Genomic DNA, 19,744 nt, shown 5'->3' with positions numbered 1-19,744 from the left:
ATGTTTTATGTAGGACTAGGGAGTGTGCGGTTAAACTACGAATTGGTGAAAGGCAGGCCAGATCAATCTGCTCCGCTGAACACAACATTGCATCTGAGATCGAGGTTGACATCGCATCGTGTCCACAACCTCAAGAAATTCGACAATACAGGTGAAGAAGTGGAGGATCTCATCTCCATCGGCACCATTGGACTGATTAAAGCCTTTGAAAGCTATCGACCGAACAATCAAGATCGAGAAGAGCAAGATCTATCGTAATTCCATTGGTATCGCTCGGAATTAGAAATATTTCTGATGGGGGTGTCCCCTCATTGTAGGCCTTCACTGCCGCCAACTTAAACTCAGAAGTATACGAAATATTCGTCTCGGATACTCGCTGAACATTTGGATTCTTCTCTAATCTTCTGATTCAAACACAAAAGACCCACAAGAAGGTCACTTTTTTCAAAGTGTCTTTCTTGCGGGTCACAGATCAAAGGGCTATGCTTCTTTTAATTCACAGTCTCCAGTAATCTGGATACCATGGTTGCAAACTCTGCTCGGGTAATATCTTTTTCAGGCTTAAAGGTGCTGTCGGCGTATCCGGTAATAATCTTATTGGAGGCGAGGGCATCAATAGAAGCATAATACCATACATTTCTGTTAACATCTGCGAAGGATGTATTTCCGGTTCCTGTCAGCTTAAAGGCTCTAGTGATTAGTGCTGCTAATTCACCACGGCTAATCTTCTTGTCCGGACGGAAGCTTCCATCGCTGTATCCGTTCATCAAGCCTGATCCGGCCGCTGCACCAATGAACTTATTCGCCCAGTGAGCCCCAGATACATCTGTAAAGCTACTTGCTTGCCCTTCAAGTCCCATGTACGTTGCAATGACCTTGATGGCTTCAGCACGGGTTAATCCTGAATTTGGACGGAAGGTTCCATCGGAATAACCTGTTAGTAGTCCCTTAGCAATAAGCGCGTCAATGCTTGCTTTTGCCCAATGATTCGTTGTATCTGTAAAACTGACCACTTCCGGCTTAGGGGTTGGTGTTGCTGTTTCTGCAGGTGCTGTAGGAGCCGGTGTTGGTGTGGGCGTTGCTGTTACCGGGGGAGTTACGGTACCTCCTCCAGGACCTGGATTACTTGGTTCATTATCTACTGGATCAGGATTAGTAGGGTTTGAAACGTATTTAAGTGCTGGAGCAAATGCGGTAAGCAGTCTGGCTTGACTTTGTTGCTCAAGAGCATAGCCCATACCTAATACTTTTGCATCGTCCCATGCTCTGCCAACAAGCTGCATAGAGATAGAATATCCGCTGTCGTTCGTTCCTACAGGAACCACTACCGTAGGGAGACCCACGTTAGACGTTAATACCCCTGTGTTGCGGTCCGAACTTAATTGAGAGGCTGATGCGTCATTGTTATATACGTCACTAATGAAACCTGCATAAACAATAGCATCAACGCCATTCTCATCCATCCAGCCTTTGATAACTTCCTTATAGTCAGTTCTATACTTGATGTAATCTTGTACAGCCTGTTCAGTCATACGCGTAGGTTGAGCATAGCCTCTTTGATTATAGATAAGCACCTTATCTGAAGCCAGTACACTTGCTCCATCCATGTAAGGGAAGTCTTTATGGAGCTCAATATAGCGTGCCCAACCTTCTGTAGATCCATTAATGCCTGCTGGACGGGTAGGTGCTGACGGTACTTTTGACATTTCAACCATTGTCGCTCCCGCTGCCTGAAGCTCGGAGAACTTATTCATTATGGCTTGTCCGGTATCATCATCGGCATAACTAGAGACAAAGGAAGCAGGGATATATCCGATTTTCTTTCCTTTCAATGCATTAGTATCCAGAGATTCCTTCCAGTTAACCGGACGCTTATGGTCTGCATCAGCGGTCACTGTGAAAATATCCTGTGGATCCGTACCCGTTGTAGCATTCAACATAATGGCAAGGTCAGTTACTGTCTTAGCAATGGGACCTGCATAATCCTGTCCCCAAGTGAGCGGCAGTACACCTGTAGTACTGGCCATACCGTCTGTACCACGGAAGCTTTTTAAGCTGGAGCCTGTCGTAGGTGCATAGAGAGAGACCCCTGTTTGCGATCCCATTGCTGCTGCTGCAAAATCAGCTGCAATTGATACTGCCGATCCGCCGCTTGAGCCAAAGGATGTTTTGGATGGATATAGCGCATTCCATGTTTGCATCCAGCCGCTTTCACTAAAGCTTCCGCTATTAGCAAACTCCGAAGTATTTGTCTTACCAATAATTACAGCTCCAGCTTCTCTTAGCTTAGCGACCTGGAATGCATCAGAATCAGGCCTCCAGCCTTCAAGCGCCTTACTGCCGCCTGTAGTAGGCATATCCTTGGTATCATAGATATCTTTTATCGCAATTGGAATACCCAGCAAATCACCTTGAGCGCCTTGTGCACGGGCATCGTCAGCAGCTTTGGCTTGGGCTAGCGCAGTTTCAGATACATGCAGGAAGGCATGGAATCCTAATTGACCCTCATCGTACGCCTTGATTCTATCTAAATATGCTTGAGTAATTTGTACAGAAGTCGTTTTACCGTTCGTCATATCCTGCTGCATTTCTGCAATTGATTTATTCGTGACATCATAGGGGGATGAAGTTAAGAATGTTTTGGCAGCAGGAGCATCTGGAATAACCAGGCTATCTCCAGTATCAAGCCCCTCTATAGCAGAGATATCCCAGTTACTGATTGTACGGATTTGTGCATTGGTTAATCCAGATACATCCAGCTGACGATTGAGTCCATCCAGAATAGTAACCAGATTGTTCAGCCCTTCTTCGCCAGCTTCACCGACTTGTACAAAATGTACCAGGGATTTTGACTGACCTGGCTCGATATTTAAGGTGTTAATGAAACCGTAGAAATTCGCCTCATTTCCGGACCTGGCTAATGGTGTGGTAAATGGATTCTGCTGCTGATTGCCTAGTCCGGTTAATCCATTCTCAAATGGATGTGGAGATCCGACTGCAACGCCTAGGGGTTTATTGTTTTTGGCACTGCTGTCGACAACAATCCATGAATCGTCTGCAGTCACCTCCAGATCATCGGAGTAAGTTGCCTTGACTACTGAAGCATTTGCCGCTGTTCCATACCCTAAAGAGCCGCCGAAAGATACATCAACCTTTACTGCCATATCATTCTTATTAGTAAATGTATCAAAAAATCTCGTTCTATTATTTATTGTATCAATATACACATCACGAGTGACTGTTACATTTCCTAGATTTACAGATTGAGTTGAAGTGAATCTATTCACGCCATCGTATTTCAGGTCAAACCCGCGCATCATTTGTCCATTCATCAGGGAAGCAGAAGGCGATGACACTTTAACAAAGATATTACCGAAGCCTTGTACTTGTGTAGTCCCAACGGTACGTAAGCTTCCTGTGTCTAAGCTAGGCGCAAAGACATCATGAATCTCCCATACTGTGCCGCTTGCTGAAGTAACCCGGGTTAAAGCATCAGCGGTCTGAAACGGAATGACACTCGAAGCGATAACAGATAACGCAATGGACGTAGCTATAAATTGCTTTTTACTCCAATTATTTTTTGCTGGTGAATATTCGGAGCGGGGGGAACCAGAATGATTTCTTTTAGTTTTACTTAGACGTTGTAGCTTATTCATTTCAGTAATCTCCTCTTCCTGTATGTATATTTATTAATATTTGTTAGGAAATATAACATCGTTATTCCTATCAGTCAATAAATATTAAAAATTTAATATATTTTCAGAGTTTTGATATAGAATAAACACTATATTTATTAAAATTTGTGATATATATGGTAACTATCAGATAGATTAACTAACATAATGTGATATGTATAGTTCTGGATACCGATGCACCTCCGTTCGCTGTAAAAAACCCGGAAGGACTTGTCTCTGCATGATCCTATTGGGACAGACAAGGAAGGGAACGAGATTACGTTGATTAATACTCTCGGCTCAGAGGCAGACGATGTGATAAAGGAAGTGGATCTGAAGATTGAGAAGAGCAAGATCTACCGAAATCTCTATATTCTGGACGAGAGAGAAGGGAGTCGTGGTAGGGCAATTTGGTTTGGATACATGCGGGGGAAGAGCGGACGCAACGGTAGATTGCGAAGGATCTGGGGATATCGAGGAGTTATGTGTCGCGGATAGAGAAAAGCGGTGAGCAGATGATCTAAAGCTCAGACAATACAATATTTGAAATGGGATTTTTTTGCTTGTTAATTATGATATTCAAAGGAGAATTAGAATGAAGCGTCTTCGCTGGAGAATCTTTATTTATTCCATGCTGTTCGTGGTTGTCTTATTCCTGGCACTCAATGACTATTCACCAATCCTGATAGTAGGGGAAACTGTGGTAGCTGGCCTTATTGCTTTTATAACTTTACTAAGCAACTTGTCTACGGATGAGTTGCTTTTATTATTTTATTGAACACAAAGCGAAATAAATAACCACTTACTCTCGGAAATCCCAAGCCTAAGTGGTTAATTGTGCTTGTGTACCTAAGAGCAGCAACCTTAAATTGCTTTGTTAAATGCCCCTTGATACTCATTCATTAAATTGTCGATAATCTGCTGTACGGACAAAATCTCTTTAATCTCATGAACTCTGGACCCGGCAAAAACCAATCCGTTCTTAACATCTCCTCTAAGGGAAGTGAGCAAGGATTCCATTGTACAGAAGCGATGTGAACAAACCTTTAGACAATCATAGCATTTGACTATCTTTAATCTGGCATCATTACTGATCCGGTCCGTAAATTCATTCCGAATCGCTCTGCCTTCTAGACCCACAGTAGACTTGATCAGGACGGTATCTCCTTGCTGAGCATCTACATACTTTTGCTTGAAGGCTAAGGGAGCATCACATTCATGGCTAGCCACAAAACGGGTACCCATTTGAACACCAGATGCGCCAAGCCGAAGGGCTTTTGCGATATCGTCCCCTGTCAGAATTCCACCCGCAGCAATAACCGGAATCGAAACGGCCTCTAAGACTTCAGGAAGGATATCAAACATGGATCTGTCTGTACCTAAATGTCCCCCAGCTTCGAACCCTTCCACAACGACTGCGGAGGCACCAAGTCTTTCGGAGATTCGGGCTAATTTGGCGGATGAAACAATAGTTACCACAGGAGTATCATATTCTCTGCCCCAAGCATAAATATCTCTGGAAATTCCCGCTCCGGAAATAATGAAGTCAACCTTTTCCTCCAAAGCAACCTTCATTTTTTCGGCAAAGTCCTTCACTGCGAAGAGTACATTCACACCGATATAGCCAATCCCTTTAGAGAGTTCTCTTGTTTGGCGAATATGCATTCTCAGCTCTTCAGTAGTGATCCCTGTACCAGAGATGGTGCCGATCCCGCCTGCATTGGCTACAGCGGCGGCTAATCCACTTAAGGATATGCCCACGCCCATTCCACCTTGAATAACAGGAACTCTCGACTTAATATGTCCGAATTGGATTGTTGGAAGTTTCAATTACACACCTCTTTCGCAAGTTGTTGACAATATAAGACTCCTCTTGAGGAATAAGATATATCGTAACACAGTTAAGTCTTTCCCGGATGTGACTGTAAACATGCTCAAACTATGTTAAATGTCATGTCTTTCAACTGTTTTCTTTAAGATGTTGATATCAAGTGGGAGAGTGACATCATACATAATCCCATACCAGTAGGTAAGCAATAATAATTTGGACTTAGGAGAATCGTCATAGATCATGCGCAAGAAAAGGACATGCCTCTAAATGGTACAGATGATATGATGGAACTAAACCTGCATTGAAATGAATAAAGATAGGGCTGAGAAACGGAGTAGATCCTCAAGATGAGAAAAATGCTGATGGGCCTGATTATAGTGGGCCTCGGATGTTTTGCTATATTATTCGGCCTAGTGAAGGCCTCTGATCATAAAGCCCAGAACCCCGCTCCCGCCCGGCATGGTGTTCTAGATTTGAGTGCATGGGATTTTCAGGGAGAACAGGTGGTTTCGCTGGATGGACAGTGGGAATTTTATTGGGATCAGCTGCTCAGGCCGGGGGGAGCACCTTCTGTTTCCCCTGGATATATGCAGGTACCCGGTTTTTGGAAGCATGCGAATGAAAACGGGGACGTAAACAGCCAAGGAGCCGTTACCTACCGTCTAAAGATTAAGCTTGAGCCTTCGGCAACGATGTATGGGCTTAGAATATCTAACATCCGCATGGCCAGCGAGATCTATGTGAACGGGAACAGGGTGGGCGGCAGCGGTAAACCCGCGGAATCCGAAAGCCTGTATACGTATGAGAATAAACCGTTTAATGCTTTTTTTACGGTACAGGGAGATACGGCGGAGATCATCATCCATGCAGCGAATTATGAGAATTCGCAGGGCGGGATTCCTTATAGCCTTTATTTCGGGAGCGCCGGGGGAATTCTTAAGCTGAATACCCATACAACCATTCTTAATTTAATTCTGATTGTATCGCTCCTTATGCTCGGGTGCTATCAGCTTAGTGTGTTTATTATACGGAGAGAGGAAAGAGGACTTCTTTATTTCGGACTCAGCTGCATCATTATCGCCTGGTCTTTTGCCAGCAACGGTGACCGGATTCTGGTTGAGTATGTGAATCTGCCGCATGAGATTTATTATAAGATTCAAGCTGTATCGCTGTATCTCTCTCTGATCACGATGGTCATGTTTATTAAGACTATGTGTAAAAGCATGATTCCTGAGTGGTTAATTAATAGTGTTGTCGGTGTGACGGCATTGTATATCGGCTTTGTGCTGCTCACGCCGTTTCAATGGTATTCGCGTTTCAATGCGGCATTCAGCTATCTGCAGCTATTCATCTATGTCATCATTCTGGGGTTGATGCTTCATTCATACCTGAAGGGCAGGTATGGAGAATTCAGCAAACGGACACTGCTCCTCTTTATATTGGCCTTAGCCGGATATGTAATAGGGCTGTTCGATTACGGGTTGTATCTGAGCAGCCTGACGCCCAGTTACACCCTAGGATACTGCTCTATACTGATTTTTTGTTTTCTGGCCTCCTTCCTCCTGTCTTACCGGTATTCGGAAGCGTATAAGACGATAGAAGGAATGGCTGTAATGCTACAGCAGGCGGATAAGCAGAAAGACGAGTTCCTGCTGCATACCTCTCACGAATTTCAGACTCCGCTTCACGGAATTATTAATTTATCCCAATCCATGCTGGAGGCAGGAGCCGGAGCAGAAGCAGGAGAACTCAGCGCAAGTCATATCCAGAATCTGTCCCTGATCAGAGATACCTCCAGAAGGCTCTCGGGACTGGTTCATGACATTCTGGATCTGGAGAAAATCAAACGCAACGAGCTAAAGGTTCAACTAACCGGTGTGGATGTCCGTGTGTCCGTCTCCCTCGTGTTCGATTTATTCCAGGGTTTGATCACAGGTAAAAAAATCAGATTTGTTAATGCCGTACCGGAGCATCTGCCCCTCGTCTATGCGGATGAGAACCGGCTCAGGCAAATCCTCCACAATCTGGTCGGCAATGCGGTGAAATTTACTCATGAGGGTATGATTACGATTCATGCCCAGGTGATAGAGGGTCAGGTCAAAGTTGTGGTGGAGGATACCGGAGTGGGGATGAGCTTATCTGACTGGGAGGATATATTCCAGCCCTTTGAGCAAGCACATTCTCCCGAGGAGTACGGGGGAACAGGACTGGGGTTGTTTATCTGCAGGAAGCTGCTGCATTTGATGGATGGAACCATTAAGGTAGAATGGTCAGAGCCGGAGCAGGGGACGGGCATCGCTTTTACACTTCCGGTTGCCGAAGCAGTCCGGAATTCACTCCCGGATTACGAAGCAGCCAAGGAATCTGTCTCCATAAGCGAAGCATGGGGCATGGCGGAATTACCAGGCAGGGACAAGAGCACCTTCACGCTGCTGGCCGTTGACGATGAACCATCCAATCTTCAGGTCCTGTCCCGGGTTTTTGCCAATGAGCCTTATCAGGTCATCTGGGCGACCAACGGGCTGGAGGCCTTGGAAATGTTGAAGAAACGCTCTGATATCGACCTGGTTCTGCTCGATGTAATGATGCCTAAGATGTCGGGGGTTGAAGTCTGCACAGAGATCCGCGAGCAATATACCCTATTTGAGCTGCCTATTGTATTGCTGACGGCGCGTTACGGCAATAGCGATATTGCTGCCGGCTTCAAGGCAGGGGCGAATGATTATATCATCAAGCCGTTTGATGCTGCAGAGGTCAGGGCCAGAACGGAAACGCTCCTGAAGCTTAAGAAGTCAGTGGAAGACGCCTTGAAGGCAGAGGTGGATTTTCTCCAGTCGCAGATCAAACCGCATTTCTTGTTCAACTCGTTGAACTCGATTATTGCCTTATGCCGGACAGACGGCGCGCGTGCGGAGAAGCTGATTATGCATTTAAGCTATTACTTAAGAAGAAGCTTTGACCCGAAGCCTGACAGCTTTGTCCGGATTGAGGACGAATTACAGCTGGTCGATGCTTACGTGCAGATCGAGGAAGCCCGGTTTGAGGAGAGGCTTACGGTTGTATATGATGTGGACCCGCAGGTTCTGAAGAGAAAGATTTTGCCGCTGACGATACAGCCTTTGGTAGAGAACGCTATCCGGCATGGGGTAACGAAGAAAATGGAGGGAGGAACGGTCAGAATCTCCATTTCCCTGGACAAGGATAGGGTTAATGTGGAAGTGTGGGATAACGGGGGCGGTATCAGTGAGACGGGGCTCCAAGCCTTATGGACGAGCGAGAGTGCTTCTTCCGAAAGACGGGGAGTTGGACTCGTGAATATTCAGCGAAGACTGAAGCATTTCTATGGAGAAGCATTACAGGTATCCAGTGAAGAAGGGGAATGGACAAGCGTTCGGTTTCATTTCGAAATTCAGCATTAGCGTAAGCTTTTAGAAGAGGGAAGGATCATTCATGAGAGTTGCAATTGTTGACGATGAACGGCTGGCGGTCCAGCGGCTTGTACAAATCCTGGAGTGCCCTGACGATGTCGAAGTGGTTGGGGCGTTTACCAAATATACAGACCTATTACATGACTTCACCTGTTCAAGACCTGATGCAGTCTTTCTGGATATTGATATGCCCGGAATGAACGGGCTGGAATTGGCCGCTCCACTCCGCATATAGAATGTTTCGGACATTTTCATGTTCACCATTCAAGTGGAACCGGGCCGGTAGACTTTCCGACCGCTAAGGCGGAGGAGCTGCTGGCTTTTCTGCTCATTCACAGGGATGATACGAATGTGTCCAAATGGGTCATTTGTGAGAGCTTATGGCCGGAGCATGATCCCCATAAGGCAGAGCAGAATTTACATACGACTGTATTCCGGATGGAAAAAACTTTGCTGGAAAGCGGACTCTCCATCAAGAAAAGCGGGCGGTTCAACGCCGACTTCCTGCTGCAAGGCTGTTTTCATATTTCCCAATATAACGTACGGTATTTTAAAATAGTGCAAGTGCAGAAAATCACAAAAGGAAGATTCCATTTCGCTGAGTTAACCTTAAACAAGGGTAGCCCGGACTCTGCAAAATATTGCAAGCCCGGCTACCCTTTTGTCGTATACTCAGCCCTTGGGTTCCCGCTTCTCCTTGTGATCCGGTGCAATACCGGGAGCCGACACCTCCGGATCATCACCCATCAGAGCACCCACAATTTCGTCCAGCTTGCCAGAGGCCCCTTTTTCTTCGTTCAGGCTTGAATCGGCTTCAGGTATAGGGTGAACGCCCGGGCTGCGCCCGTCAAGCGGAGCTTCCTTATTGTCCTTCATCTGTCCATCTCCTTTTTGTATGCAGCGTCTGTGATAGAATGCGTCAATAAAAGTCGTTCTATGTAACGATAACCGCCGCCCGGCGGGGTGAACCACCAAATCCTGCTTTTCCCGATTCACATCCTCCCGTTAAAAGCTTGTCACCTTCTTGGATTTATGAATATCTTCCGTACCGCTGTCTAAGGCAGTCTTATAATAAGAGCATTTATGTTCGATGACTTCCATCGTTTTCTTCAGCTCCTCCATCTGTGCTTCTACGGAGGCTTTCCGCTCCAGGAACATGTCATATCTCTGCTGCAGGGTGGAATCTCCCTCAGAGCACCACTCAATGAAATGTTTGATTTCCTTAATCGGCATCCCTGATGATTTCAGGCATTCAATTATTTGTAGAGCTTCCATATCCGCTTCCTTGAACACACGTCTTCCGCTGGAGGTCCTTTCGATAAAGGGCATCAGACCTTCCTTGTCATAGTAACGCAGAGTATGGGGTGTCATATTAAAATGTTCTGCAGCCTCAGTTATAGAGTATGTCTTCATCACGAATCTCCAGTCTCAATTATATTTTGTGCTTGACTTAGAGTTAACTTTAAGTAATATCATATGGTTTGTAAAGTTGGGCTTATGGATTCTACTATGAACAAGAAGAGAGGTTACACCATGATACAAGTTAATGCACGCGCTACATTCAGCCAGGAAGGCCCGTTCAAGCTAACGACCATTGAGCGCCGGGAGCTTCAGCCGCAGGATGTTCTGATTGAGATTAAATTCGCCGGGATCTGCCACTCGGACATTCATACCGCCCGCGGGGAGTGGGGGCCAGTCAAGTATCCGCTCGTTCCGGGCCATGAGATTGCCGGGATTGTCAGCCAGGTCGGTTCCGGAGTTACAAAGTATTCCGTTGGTGACCGGGTTGGAGTAGGTTGTATGGTTGACTCCTGTGGAGAGTGCAGTAATTGCCATAAAGGCGAGGAGCAATATTGCCTACATGGAAATACGGGTACCTATGGAGCTACCGACCGGTACGGTCACTATACACAGGGCGGGTATTCCACCCATATTGTGGTGACAGAAGACTTTGTGGTCCGGATTCCAGACGCTATACCGCTTGACGCCGCTGCCCCGCTATTATGCGCCGGAATCACAACATATTCACCGCTTCGTCATTGGGGAGCCGCTCCAGGCAAAAATGTAGCTGTAGTAGGTCTTGGCGGACTTGGACACATGGCTGTGAAGATCGCTCATTCCATGGGGGCTGAGGTTACGGTTCTGTCACAGTCACTGAAGAAGAAGGAAGACGGTTTGCAACTAGGGGCGGATCATTATTATGCGACTAGCGATGCGGAGACATTCAAGCGGCTTGCCGGTTCGTTCGACCTGATCATAAATACGGTAAGCGCGCAGATTAATATCGATGCTTATCTATCGCTCCTGGCGCTGGATGGTACCTTAGTCAATGTCGGTGCGCCTGCTGATCCGCTGGCTGTTAATGCATTCTCGCTGATCGCCCACCGCCGTTCATTTGCCGGATCGATGATTGGCGGAATCCGTGAGACGCAGGAGATGCTTGATTTCTGCGCTGAACATAACATTGCCTCTGAGATCGAGGTAATCTCTGCCGACCAGATTGATGAAGCCTGGGAGCGAGTACTCGCTTCTGATGTCCGTTACCGGTTTGTCATTGATATCAGCACGATGGGTAAGGAATAAGGGGCGTATTGTTTAATAATATGTATCTTTTCTGCTTTAATTAATATGGCGGCTGCATCCTTGCTGAGCAAGGGGCGGCCGCTTTTTTTGCGAGTTTAAGCAGCAGTATTCGTTCATACTAACTGTCATAATATTTACCTATAGTGATCTTACCACCTTCCAAAAGGTCAAATCCATTGATTTAGCTGGTGCGACCAACCTATTCTATGATGATAAGGGAAACCTTTATTATTTCTTTGATAACACTTTGTTTATCAACTGAATCCAAATAACGGAATGAACCAATTGCAGCGTTAAAAGGGGGTGTCCCATAAGCCATGAAATGGCTGGGACACCCCCTTCTTTTGGAGTTGGATAGACACTTGAGCTCGGTGAGGACGCTCCGTGAACACATTCCCTTCATGTGGCTGGCGGGACGACAACGCCCGGATTTCCGCACGCTTAGCCGCTTTCGTTCTCAGCGGATGAAGGACGTCCTTGAAAGCGTATTTACCGCCGTGCTTCAGTTTCTGGCTGACGAAAAATACGTTTCCCTGGAGCATTACTTTGTGGACGGCACCAAGATCGAGGCCAACGCGAATCTGTCAATTTCGGCACCACTGTCCCATTGAATACAACAACGGTCCGTTCGCGCAGCGTTCTCACGGGCTCCATCGTCTATCTGACTTCAATTTGTTGTCTCACAATGTCTTGGTCATAAACACACTGTAAGGATCTTCAATGTAATCCGCAAACGGGCTGCAGGTCTCAAATCCGAATCGCTCGTATAATTTCCGGGCCGCCTCGAAGCCTTCCGTCGATCCGGTTTCCAGACTCAGCCGCGCATAGCCCTGCGCTCTAGCTTCCTTAAGGATGTGGGCAAGCATTGCAGAGGCGACACCCTTTCTGAGGTGCCTGGCAGAAGTCCGCATGGATTTGATTTCACCATGATGGTCCCCAAGGTCTTTAAGCGCCCCGCAACCTAACAATTCGCTGTGTTCCCAGACACTCCAGAAGGTGATTTCCGGTGTCCGTAATTTGTCCAAATCCAGTGCATGTACACTTTCCGGCGGGGATTGCTCAAACATGCTCTGTAAATGCTCGCTGATCAATGCTATGATTTCAGTTCCAGTCAAATTATCGATTCTGATCTCCATGTTATTCACTCCTAAATGTAAGATGACGATTCATTCTGCATTTGTTTTTTGTGCCAAAAACGCCATAATGAAATAACGATATTCATTAGTATATATAGATTCATTATTGTTGTAAATACAACATTATTGGACGGACAGGTGATGAAGTGAAAGAGATACTTCGTGAGGTTGGAATGATTGCGAGGGCACTGGATTCTATAAGTAATATAGAATTCAAGGAATTAAATCTTACTAAGGGGCAGTATTTATATCTCATCCGTATCTATGAGAACCCGGGAATTATTCAGGAGAAGCTGTCCGAAATGATCAAGGTAGACCGGACAACTGCCGCACGTGCAGTGCAGAAGCTTGAAGTCCAAGGCTTCATTGAGAAGAAGGATGATGAATCAAACAAAAAAATAAACAGACTGTTTACAACTGAAAAAGGTGAACAGGCTTACTCTTTTCTGAAGAGAGAAGGGGATCATACAGACAGGGTAGCCTTAGCCGGATTCTCCGGACAAGAATCAGAACTATTGTATCAGCTTCTGCAGAGAGTCCGGAAAAATATTGAGGTCGAATGGGAGTATGTGAAGAAGGGGAATAAAAGAGAGTACTAATTTATCCGCCCGAGGGGAATTGTAGAGATGAGAACTCTCAAATTCTAATCAGGATGAGGACAGAATTCATGAATCAAACTTTCAGTAAAACCGGAGAAGACAAGAAGCTTAAATGGTGGCAGCTTAGTTTATTGGGCATAGCAGGGACTATAGGAACCGGATACTTTTTGGGCTCGGGACTGGCCATCTCCATTGGCGGTCCTGCTGTGCTGCTGGCCTACATTTTAGCGGCTGGCGGAACCTACGTTGTATTTGATGCGCTGGCAAGGATGACGGCGGAACATCCGGAGCAGGGCTCCTTCCGGTCCTATGCCAAGAAAGCCTTCGGCGGATGGGCAGGGTTCGGAAGCGGCTGGGTATATTGGTTCTCGGAGCTGCTGATTATGGGAAGCCAACTCACAGCGTTATCCATCTTTTCGCGTTTTTGGTTTCCGGCCGTACCGATGTGGGTTTTTGCTGCCGGGTTTGCCGCAGTGAGCCTGTTGATTGTGTTTTTTGGGAATAAGGGATTTGACCGGGTTGAAAATATACTGGCTGTCATCAAAGTGGCGGCGATTCTAATGTTTCTTGTGATTGCTGCTGCGCTTCTGGCAGGCTGGATCGGCGGCGGGAAGTTCACACCGAAGGTACCCCTTGGGTATAAGGCATTGTTTCCGTCAGGGGGCATCGGACTTTGGTCTGCCTTTATTTTTGCTTTTTATGCTTACGGCGGCATTGAGGTGCTGGGGATTATGTCCTACAGGCTCAAGAAGCCTGAGGAGGCTCCAAAAGCGGGGAAGGTCATGCTGCTCGGTCTGGCTGGGGTGTATGTCCTGTCGATTGGACTTGCGGTGATCATGGTGCCGTTAAGCGCCTTCAACCCGAAAGAAAGTCCTTTTGTTCTCGCACTCCGCAGTGATCATCTGGCCTTTGTGCCGCATTTGTTTAACGGGGTGCTGATCATTGCCGGATTCTCTACGATGACAGCCTCGCTGTATGCCATTACCTCGATGATGATCACTCTTGCGCAGGAAGGCGATGCACCGAAGTTATTCTCGAAGAAATGGAAGGATAAATATCCGTTCTATGCCCTATGTCTGATTGCTGCCGGTCTGATAGGCGCTATCATGATGTCATTGTGGCTGCCGGGAAAAGTATATGAATACATTACCACGGCTGCGGGCCTCATGATCCTGTATAACTGGTCCTTTATCTTGCTCTCAGCCGGCCGGCTGCTTAAGCCCAGTTTTCTCAGCGGTGTGAAACGCTGGACAGGCCTGGTGCTGATTGCGGCTGCTGTAGCAGGGACACTGTTTCATACGCTCAGCCGCCCGGGCTTCTACATCAGTCTGCTGATTGTTTCACTGATTGCGCTGAGTGACTGGATGGTTCAACACTTTCGCGGCAAAAAAGGCGGTACCCGTGAATCCCATTCTCTGCAGGGCGGTCCTGAGTTCCGGATCACAGGGATCAGGCTGCGCAAAAACAAGATTTAATTATAAACGGTAAAGATGGATAAAGGACAGCCACCAAGAAGGCCCGCGAAAGCTCGCGGGCCTTTTATATATGTGGAGTGTGCTTTAAACTTAGGTGTATTAAATAATGCCGTAGGAACCACAATAAGCAGGATGTGATTACAAAGAAGGTGGTTCGCCATGAAAGGTTCAAAAGGAGCATTAATTGCACTTGCTTCCATTCCGTTAATCATGACACTTGGCAATTCCATGCTGTTGCCTATTCTGCCGCAGATCTCCAAAAAGCTTGGTATCACTGCTTTTCAGGTCAGTATGATCATCACGGTGTATGGCCTGATTGCGATCTTGATGATTCCGGTTGCCGGTTACTTATCGGATCGCTATGGGCGAAAAATCGTTATCTTACCCAGTCTTTTCCTTGCAGCCATAGGCGGAGCTATTTGTGTTGCCGCTGCCTGGTTCTTAACCGGAGTCACTGCTTACTGGGTCATCCTCGGAGGGCGTTTAGTCCAGGGGGTTGGAGCCGCAGGAGCCTTTCCGATCGTCCTTCCCTTTGTAGGCGATCTGTTCAAGGATGAGAAAGAGGTTAGTAAAGGATTGGGAATCATTGAGACCTCCAACACCTTCGGTAAAGTATTAAGTCCAATCCTTGGTGCTTATCTCGGGACATTGCTATGGTATGCACCCTTCATCGCGATTCCAGTCCTGTGTATGATTTCCTTTGCGCTTGTTGTATTTCTGGTGAAGAAACCCAAGTCGGAGGAGAAGGCCGAAAAGAAAAGCATTGGGCAATTCTTAACCGGCATCAAAGAAATCCTGCATGAAAGGGGCCGCTGGCTGTATGCCATATTTGCGATAGGCGGAATCTGTATGTTCGCAACCTTCGGCGTGCTATTCTATTTATCGGAGACGCTGGAGTCGGAGTATAACCTGCATGGGGCCTCCAAGGGGTTTGTACTGGCCATCCCCCTTGCACTTCTGTGTCTGGCCTCCTACGGAAGCGGCAAAATCATCGGCAAAAATAAGCTGTTAATGAAATGGATCGGTTTCGGAGGTATGGCGGTGCTTACTACAGCCATGCTGATCACAGGCTTTAGCCAGAATATATATTTCATGGTAGGCTTCTTAAGTTTAAGCGGAGTTGGGATTGGTGTGGTTCTGCCCTGCATGGATGCGCTGATTACGGAGGGAATAGACAAAGAGAACCGTGGAACAATCACTTCCTTATACAGCAGCATGAGGTTTATCGGGGTTGCGCTGGGCCCGCCGGTCGTGTCCCTTCTAATGAACCGGGGGCATTGGGTCTTATTTGGCACTATGGCAGCCGTAGGGGCAGCTGGCGGACTGTTGTCCTTTTTCGCTGTTACTCCAAGCAAAGGGGAGGCTGGAGGCGAGAACAATTTGAAGCAAACCAGCATGAAGCTTAAAAAAGGAAATCCGATGCGCCAGCGTGTCCGTTAGAGCGGTTGATATCAAATTTTATCAAATTTCTCCTGTACAAACTTCTCCAGCACCCTGAAATCCTCGGTAACACGCTTGAAGGGTAAAGCTCCCAGCACCTTATCCCGGTAGTCCTTATGGGCTGCAGCGGACAGACGGGAATCGAGGATACTGAGCACACCCAGGTCCGTTTCACTGCGGATCAGACGCCCGGTGCCCTGTCTCAACCGGAGCAGCATGTCCGGGACGAATACGTCTTTCAAGGGGTCCCCGGCCAAGGAGGCCTTATATTCATAGACCGGATCGGCAGGAACCGGGAAGGGGAGCCTGACCACAATTAACTGCGATAAATCGGAGCCTGCGATATTTACGCCCTCCCAGAATACCCCCGTACTCAGCAAAACGCCTTTACTGGCCCGGAATTCAGCGATTATCCCGTCCTGGGACGAGCCTTCCCTCTGCACATGCAGCGCCCAATTAAGCTTCTCGGCGCTTAGCTTCTTATGAATGTACTTCATATCCTCTTTTGCCGAAAAAAGCACCAGTGTCCGCCCGTCCGTCAAATTACAGAGTCTCAGCATCTCCTTGTACGCTGCTTCCAGATAGGCTTCCCGGTTGTTGTGGTTATAGTAGGGAACGTTCCTGGCAATGTACATCAGGGTGTGGTTATCGTAATCAAATGGTGAAGCCTGGCGCTCCATATAATCTCCCCGGTATCCGAGAGACTCTGTCAGATAAGCGTATTGTTCCTCCAGCGTATCTCCGGACTGGCACAGGGTTGCTGACGTTAAGATGACAGAGGTCTTCCCGTTAAACAAGCTGTGTTTCAGGAACTGGCTTATACCTTTGGGACAGATACTGACCGTGCTCTCCCCCCGCGTATGGCTTGCCCAGATCAGATAGTTGTCCTCCGCTCCGGCGAGTACAGCAAAGAGGTCGATAAGTCCGTTTATGGCTTCAAAAGCATTGTCAATCTCCCGCTCACGCCGGGAAGTGAAGACGGACAGGCTGAGACTGAACTCTTTCAATACCTGAATTCCCCGCTGCAGCGGGACTCCTGTAATCTCCGATACTTTGATCCGGTCATTGTCCTGCTTGGCTGTGTGCAGCAGATCCGCCTCTACCTGTCTGAAAATATCTCCGGCGCATCTTTTTATGAATTTATACTGTGCCATTAGCCCCTTATCTGCGGATTGCCTGAAAAGAATCTGTAGGGCGTCCTCCAGTATGCGGCAGGTTCCCCGGAAGGTGAATTCGAGCGTTCTTGCATCTCTGACCTTTGCTTCGAGATTATGCGCTTCATCTATTATGATCAGCGCCGGCCGTTCCGTAATTAAGCCCTTGGTTCCTTCCTTCTTCTTAATCAGGTCACGGATAAGCAGGTCCTGATTAACGATAATGAAATCCATGTCGCCGGGGCCGGCATTAATTTTGGCCCTCATCTCGTAGAACGAACAGGTGCTACGGTAATGGCATTGCTCAAATTTGCAATCATTCACACAAACACCGGACCACACCGCGTCGCTAACACCGCCCTCAATATCTGCCCGCTCATCGATCCCGTAATTCACAATACGTTCGGCAAGCGCAGACAGGGGGGAAGCGGCAGCATCCGGCTTGTATAGTTCAGCAGCCCTATACCGGCAGGCATATTGCCCCATCCCTTTCCCTACTACGGAGCGGACCGAAGTGAACCCGAGCCGGCTGCCGATGAACCGCAGATCTTTATGGATCTGTTCGGAGAGCTGGATGGAGGAGGTGGCAATAACGACCGGCTGCCGGGAGATCTGGTTAATGAGCAGGCCGGGTATAAGGTAGGCGAAAGACTTGCCGATGCCGACTCCGGCCTCAATCATCGCATTGCGGCTATGTACATAAGCATCCGCGATATCCAGAGACATATCCTGCTGGCCGAGCCTCTCTGTGAGGCCGATCCGGGGAAACCGGTCATACATCCGGAAGATGGCATTGACCAGAGCGGGTTCGATGTCCTTTTTCAGCTCCCGCTTCTGTAATTTATAGAGATCATTTAACCAGCTGATAACGACCGCCCCTTTTCTATAATCAATGATGTGCCTGTCCCGTATCTATTTGGGTGAGGTTGTTATTATCATAGATGAAGCGCTAACAGTCAAGGGTTAGAATGTAATTTAATGGATTTTGGACACCTTTAACCTTTTCAGATACACTACAAGAAGTAGATGTTTTGCACACTTGAAGGGCGATTATATTTCGGGTATTAACATATAATGGGACAAGAATCTAAGTCTGCGGACTTATACAGAACAGGAGAGATACAATGAGTGAGCGTCTGCCCTGTCAGACTCCGGGCTGTGAGGCGACCATTCTTCCTGCAACGGCGCATAAAACAGGTGGAATCTGCATGCCTTGTCATCAGAGGAAGCTTACGCTTGCGGAGAAGGCATATATTGAGCAAAACCGCAAAGAGGTTAATTTGTATGCCGGTGTAGGGGATTTGGTTGAAATTCTTAAAATCATGCACCAGCCGCGGAAATACAACCCTCTTATCCAAGAAGTACCCTATCCCAAGACCGCGAAGGAGCTCTATCATCAGCTGACGGAAAGCGGACGGGAGCGTCTGGTGGCTTACGCGGTTACCTTAATGGAGGAAGAGGATTTTGACCAGGCGGAAACCATTCTATTGTCGCTTACCTGTTATACAGACACCCGGATTGGGCGGGGGCTTGAGGTGTTTTTTCGCAAAGGCAAGTATTATCCTGCAATTCTCTATAAGGACGCAGGAGCCGTTATACGTGATCAGCTCATGGATCAAGTGGAACGCGATCCGGTAAATCGTAATCACTTGCTGCTGGCGCTGGCCTGGATTGGCGATGAAGAGGTGGCCCGGCTGTTTGCGAAATGGAGGCAGTCGCCGCCGGAGTGGGCCTCAGAGTTATACCAGTCTCCGGAAGCCTATGCTCACGAAGCGGGCTGGGAATTAGATGCCGGAGGCAGAAAGAGGCTGTTGTTTCACCCGGAAAGTTACCTTTTTAAAGTGTGCGGGGAAGACAATAAGGGAGTATCCCGGGATCTTTCAGCGGTGAAGACTTTACAGACAGGAGCCTATTCCTGCCCATGGTGCAGAAGTAAGTTGACAGTTATTTTTGATTACGACTTGCACAATTCATTAGTCCAGTTTATGGAGCTCTCCGGCCGATATTTGAGAATTGCCGCCTGTTTGCACTGTAATTGTTACGGCACCGTGTTTATGAAAGTGGATCTGGATGGCGGCTATGCATGGAGCGAATATAATACTGTTCCTGACTACTTGCCTGATAACGAAAGCGAGTTGGAAGAACCGGCATGGCATTGTATGCAGCTGTCGGAACAGCCGGCAGGCAGCTATGAAAATGCACATTGGATGCTTGAGGCGCCGGCATCACAAATCGGGGGACATCCGACCTGGATTCAGGATGCGGAATATCCCGCATGCCCATGCTGCTCGGAGACCATGGAATTTATCGCGCAGATGGATATGGAACAAGCAGAGGACAGCGAGGGAATCTATTATGCATTTCTGTGCAGGGATTGCCTGATCACAGCTGTGAATTATCAGCAGACATAGGCCTGCTTTTGTC

13 protein-coding genes and 3 pseudogenes are annotated in these 19,744 nt (G+C 47.5%); 10 read left to right on the top strand and 6 right to left on the bottom strand.

The genetic code is table 11. The features are described 5' to 3' along the window. Positions 1-75: 75 nt before the first annotated feature. Positions 76-225, top strand: a pseudogene (locus tag MKX70_RS31690) (sigma factor); the annotation flags it as partial. A 266-nt stretch (positions 226-491) separates the two neighbouring features. On the opposite strand, the gene MKX70_RS31685 reads toward MKX70_RS31690, so the two are convergent. After that, positions 492-3,656 (bottom strand): amidase family protein, encoded by a 3,165-nt coding sequence (locus MKX70_RS31685; RefSeq protein ID WP_340841521.1) that lies wholly within the window; start codon positions 3,654-3,656, stop codon positions 492-494. 207 nt (positions 3,657-3,863) lie between these two features. Here MKX70_RS31685 and MKX70_RS31680 point away from each other — a divergent pair. After that, positions 3,864-4,123 (top strand): annotated as a pseudogene (locus MKX70_RS31680) (RNA polymerase subunit sigma-70); the annotation flags it as partial. A gap of 415 nt (positions 4,124-4,538) precedes the next feature. On the opposite strand, the gene MKX70_RS31675 reads toward MKX70_RS31680, so the two are convergent. Further along, on the bottom strand, positions 4,539-5,504 hold the full coding sequence (locus MKX70_RS31675) for an NAD(P)H-dependent flavin oxidoreductase (RefSeq protein WP_340841520.1): 966 nt from the start codon (positions 5,502-5,504) through the stop codon (positions 4,539-4,541). Positions 5,505-5,852: 348 nt separating this feature from the next. Here MKX70_RS31675 and MKX70_RS31670 point away from each other — a divergent pair, with 348 nt between their 5' ends. Continuing rightward, entirely contained in the window at positions 5,853-8,924 is a 3,072-nt protein-coding gene (locus MKX70_RS31670; protein WP_340841519.1) for a hybrid sensor histidine kinase/response regulator, read from the top strand. A 31-nt stretch (positions 8,925-8,955) separates the two neighbouring features. Continuing rightward, entirely contained in the window at positions 8,956-9,168 is a 213-nt protein-coding gene (locus tag MKX70_RS31665; protein WP_340841518.1) for a LytR/AlgR family response regulator transcription factor, read from the top strand. Positions 9,169-9,605: 437 nt separating this feature from the next. Here MKX70_RS31665 and MKX70_RS31660 read toward each other — a convergent pair whose 3' ends face one another. Both MKX70_RS31660 and MKX70_RS31655 read right to left on the bottom strand, forming a co-directional pair. Continuing rightward, on the bottom strand, positions 9,606-9,809 hold the full coding sequence (locus MKX70_RS31660) for a hypothetical protein (RefSeq protein ID WP_340841517.1): 204 nt from the start codon (positions 9,807-9,809) through the stop codon (positions 9,606-9,608). Positions 9,810-9,938: 129 nt separating this feature from the next. After that, positions 9,939-10,346, bottom strand: a complete 408-nt coding sequence (locus tag MKX70_RS31655; protein ID WP_340841516.1) for a MerR family transcriptional regulator — start codon at positions 10,344-10,346, stop codon at positions 9,939-9,941. A gap of 120 nt (positions 10,347-10,466) precedes the next feature. On the opposite strand from MKX70_RS31655, the gene MKX70_RS31650 reads away from it, so the two are divergent. Next, entirely contained in the window at positions 10,467-11,516 is a 1,050-nt protein-coding gene (locus tag MKX70_RS31650; protein WP_340841515.1) for an NAD(P)-dependent alcohol dehydrogenase, read from the top strand. Between the two features lie 374 nt (positions 11,517-11,890). Continuing rightward, positions 11,891-12,097 (top strand): annotated as a pseudogene (locus tag MKX70_RS31645) (transposase); the annotation flags it as partial. 99 nt (positions 12,098-12,196) lie between these two features. Here MKX70_RS31645 and MKX70_RS31640 read toward each other — a convergent pair. After that, positions 12,197-12,652, bottom strand: a complete 456-nt coding sequence (locus MKX70_RS31640; RefSeq protein WP_042233618.1) for a GNAT family N-acetyltransferase — start codon at positions 12,650-12,652, stop codon at positions 12,197-12,199. Between the two features lie 146 nt (positions 12,653-12,798). Here MKX70_RS31640 and MKX70_RS31635 point away from each other — a divergent pair, with 146 nt between their 5' ends. From MKX70_RS31635 to MKX70_RS31625, 3 genes are all read left to right on the top strand, one after another. Beyond that, positions 12,799-13,251: a MarR family winged helix-turn-helix transcriptional regulator gene (locus MKX70_RS31635; RefSeq protein ID WP_042233619.1), complete on the top strand. Its 453-nt coding sequence runs from the start codon at positions 12,799-12,801 to the stop codon at positions 13,249-13,251. 68 nt (positions 13,252-13,319) lie between these two features. Further along, positions 13,320-14,726: an amino acid permease gene (locus tag MKX70_RS31630; protein WP_340841514.1), complete on the top strand. Its 1,407-nt coding sequence runs from the start codon at positions 13,320-13,322 to the stop codon at positions 14,724-14,726. Between the two features lie 159 nt (positions 14,727-14,885). Next, positions 14,886-16,166, top strand: a complete 1,281-nt coding sequence (locus MKX70_RS31625) for an MFS transporter (RefSeq protein WP_042233621.1) — start codon at positions 14,886-14,888, stop codon at positions 16,164-16,166. A gap of 11 nt (positions 16,167-16,177) precedes the next feature. Here the strand turns inward: MKX70_RS31625 and MKX70_RS31620 are convergent, their stop codons facing one another. Next, positions 16,178-18,046 (bottom strand): ATP-dependent DNA helicase, encoded by a 1,869-nt coding sequence (locus MKX70_RS31620; RefSeq protein ID WP_231637799.1) that lies wholly within the window; start codon positions 18,044-18,046, stop codon positions 16,178-16,180. A gap of 398 nt (positions 18,047-18,444) precedes the next feature. Between MKX70_RS31620 and MKX70_RS31615 the strand changes: the two genes are divergently transcribed. Further along, entirely contained in the window at positions 18,445-19,731 is a 1,287-nt protein-coding gene (locus MKX70_RS31615; protein ID WP_042233625.1) for a hypothetical protein, read from the top strand. Positions 19,732-19,744: the final 13 nt, after the last annotated feature.

Origin of the sequence: Paenibacillus sp. FSL R7-0312 (genome assembly GCF_038004445.1) — a bacterium.
In the GTDB taxonomy this organism is placed as follows: domain Bacteria; phylum Bacillota; class Bacilli; order Paenibacillales; family Paenibacillaceae; genus Paenibacillus_AQ.
The sequence above is the reverse complement of the archived record's forward strand: the minus strand, read 5'-3'. Positions and strand labels throughout refer to the sequence as shown.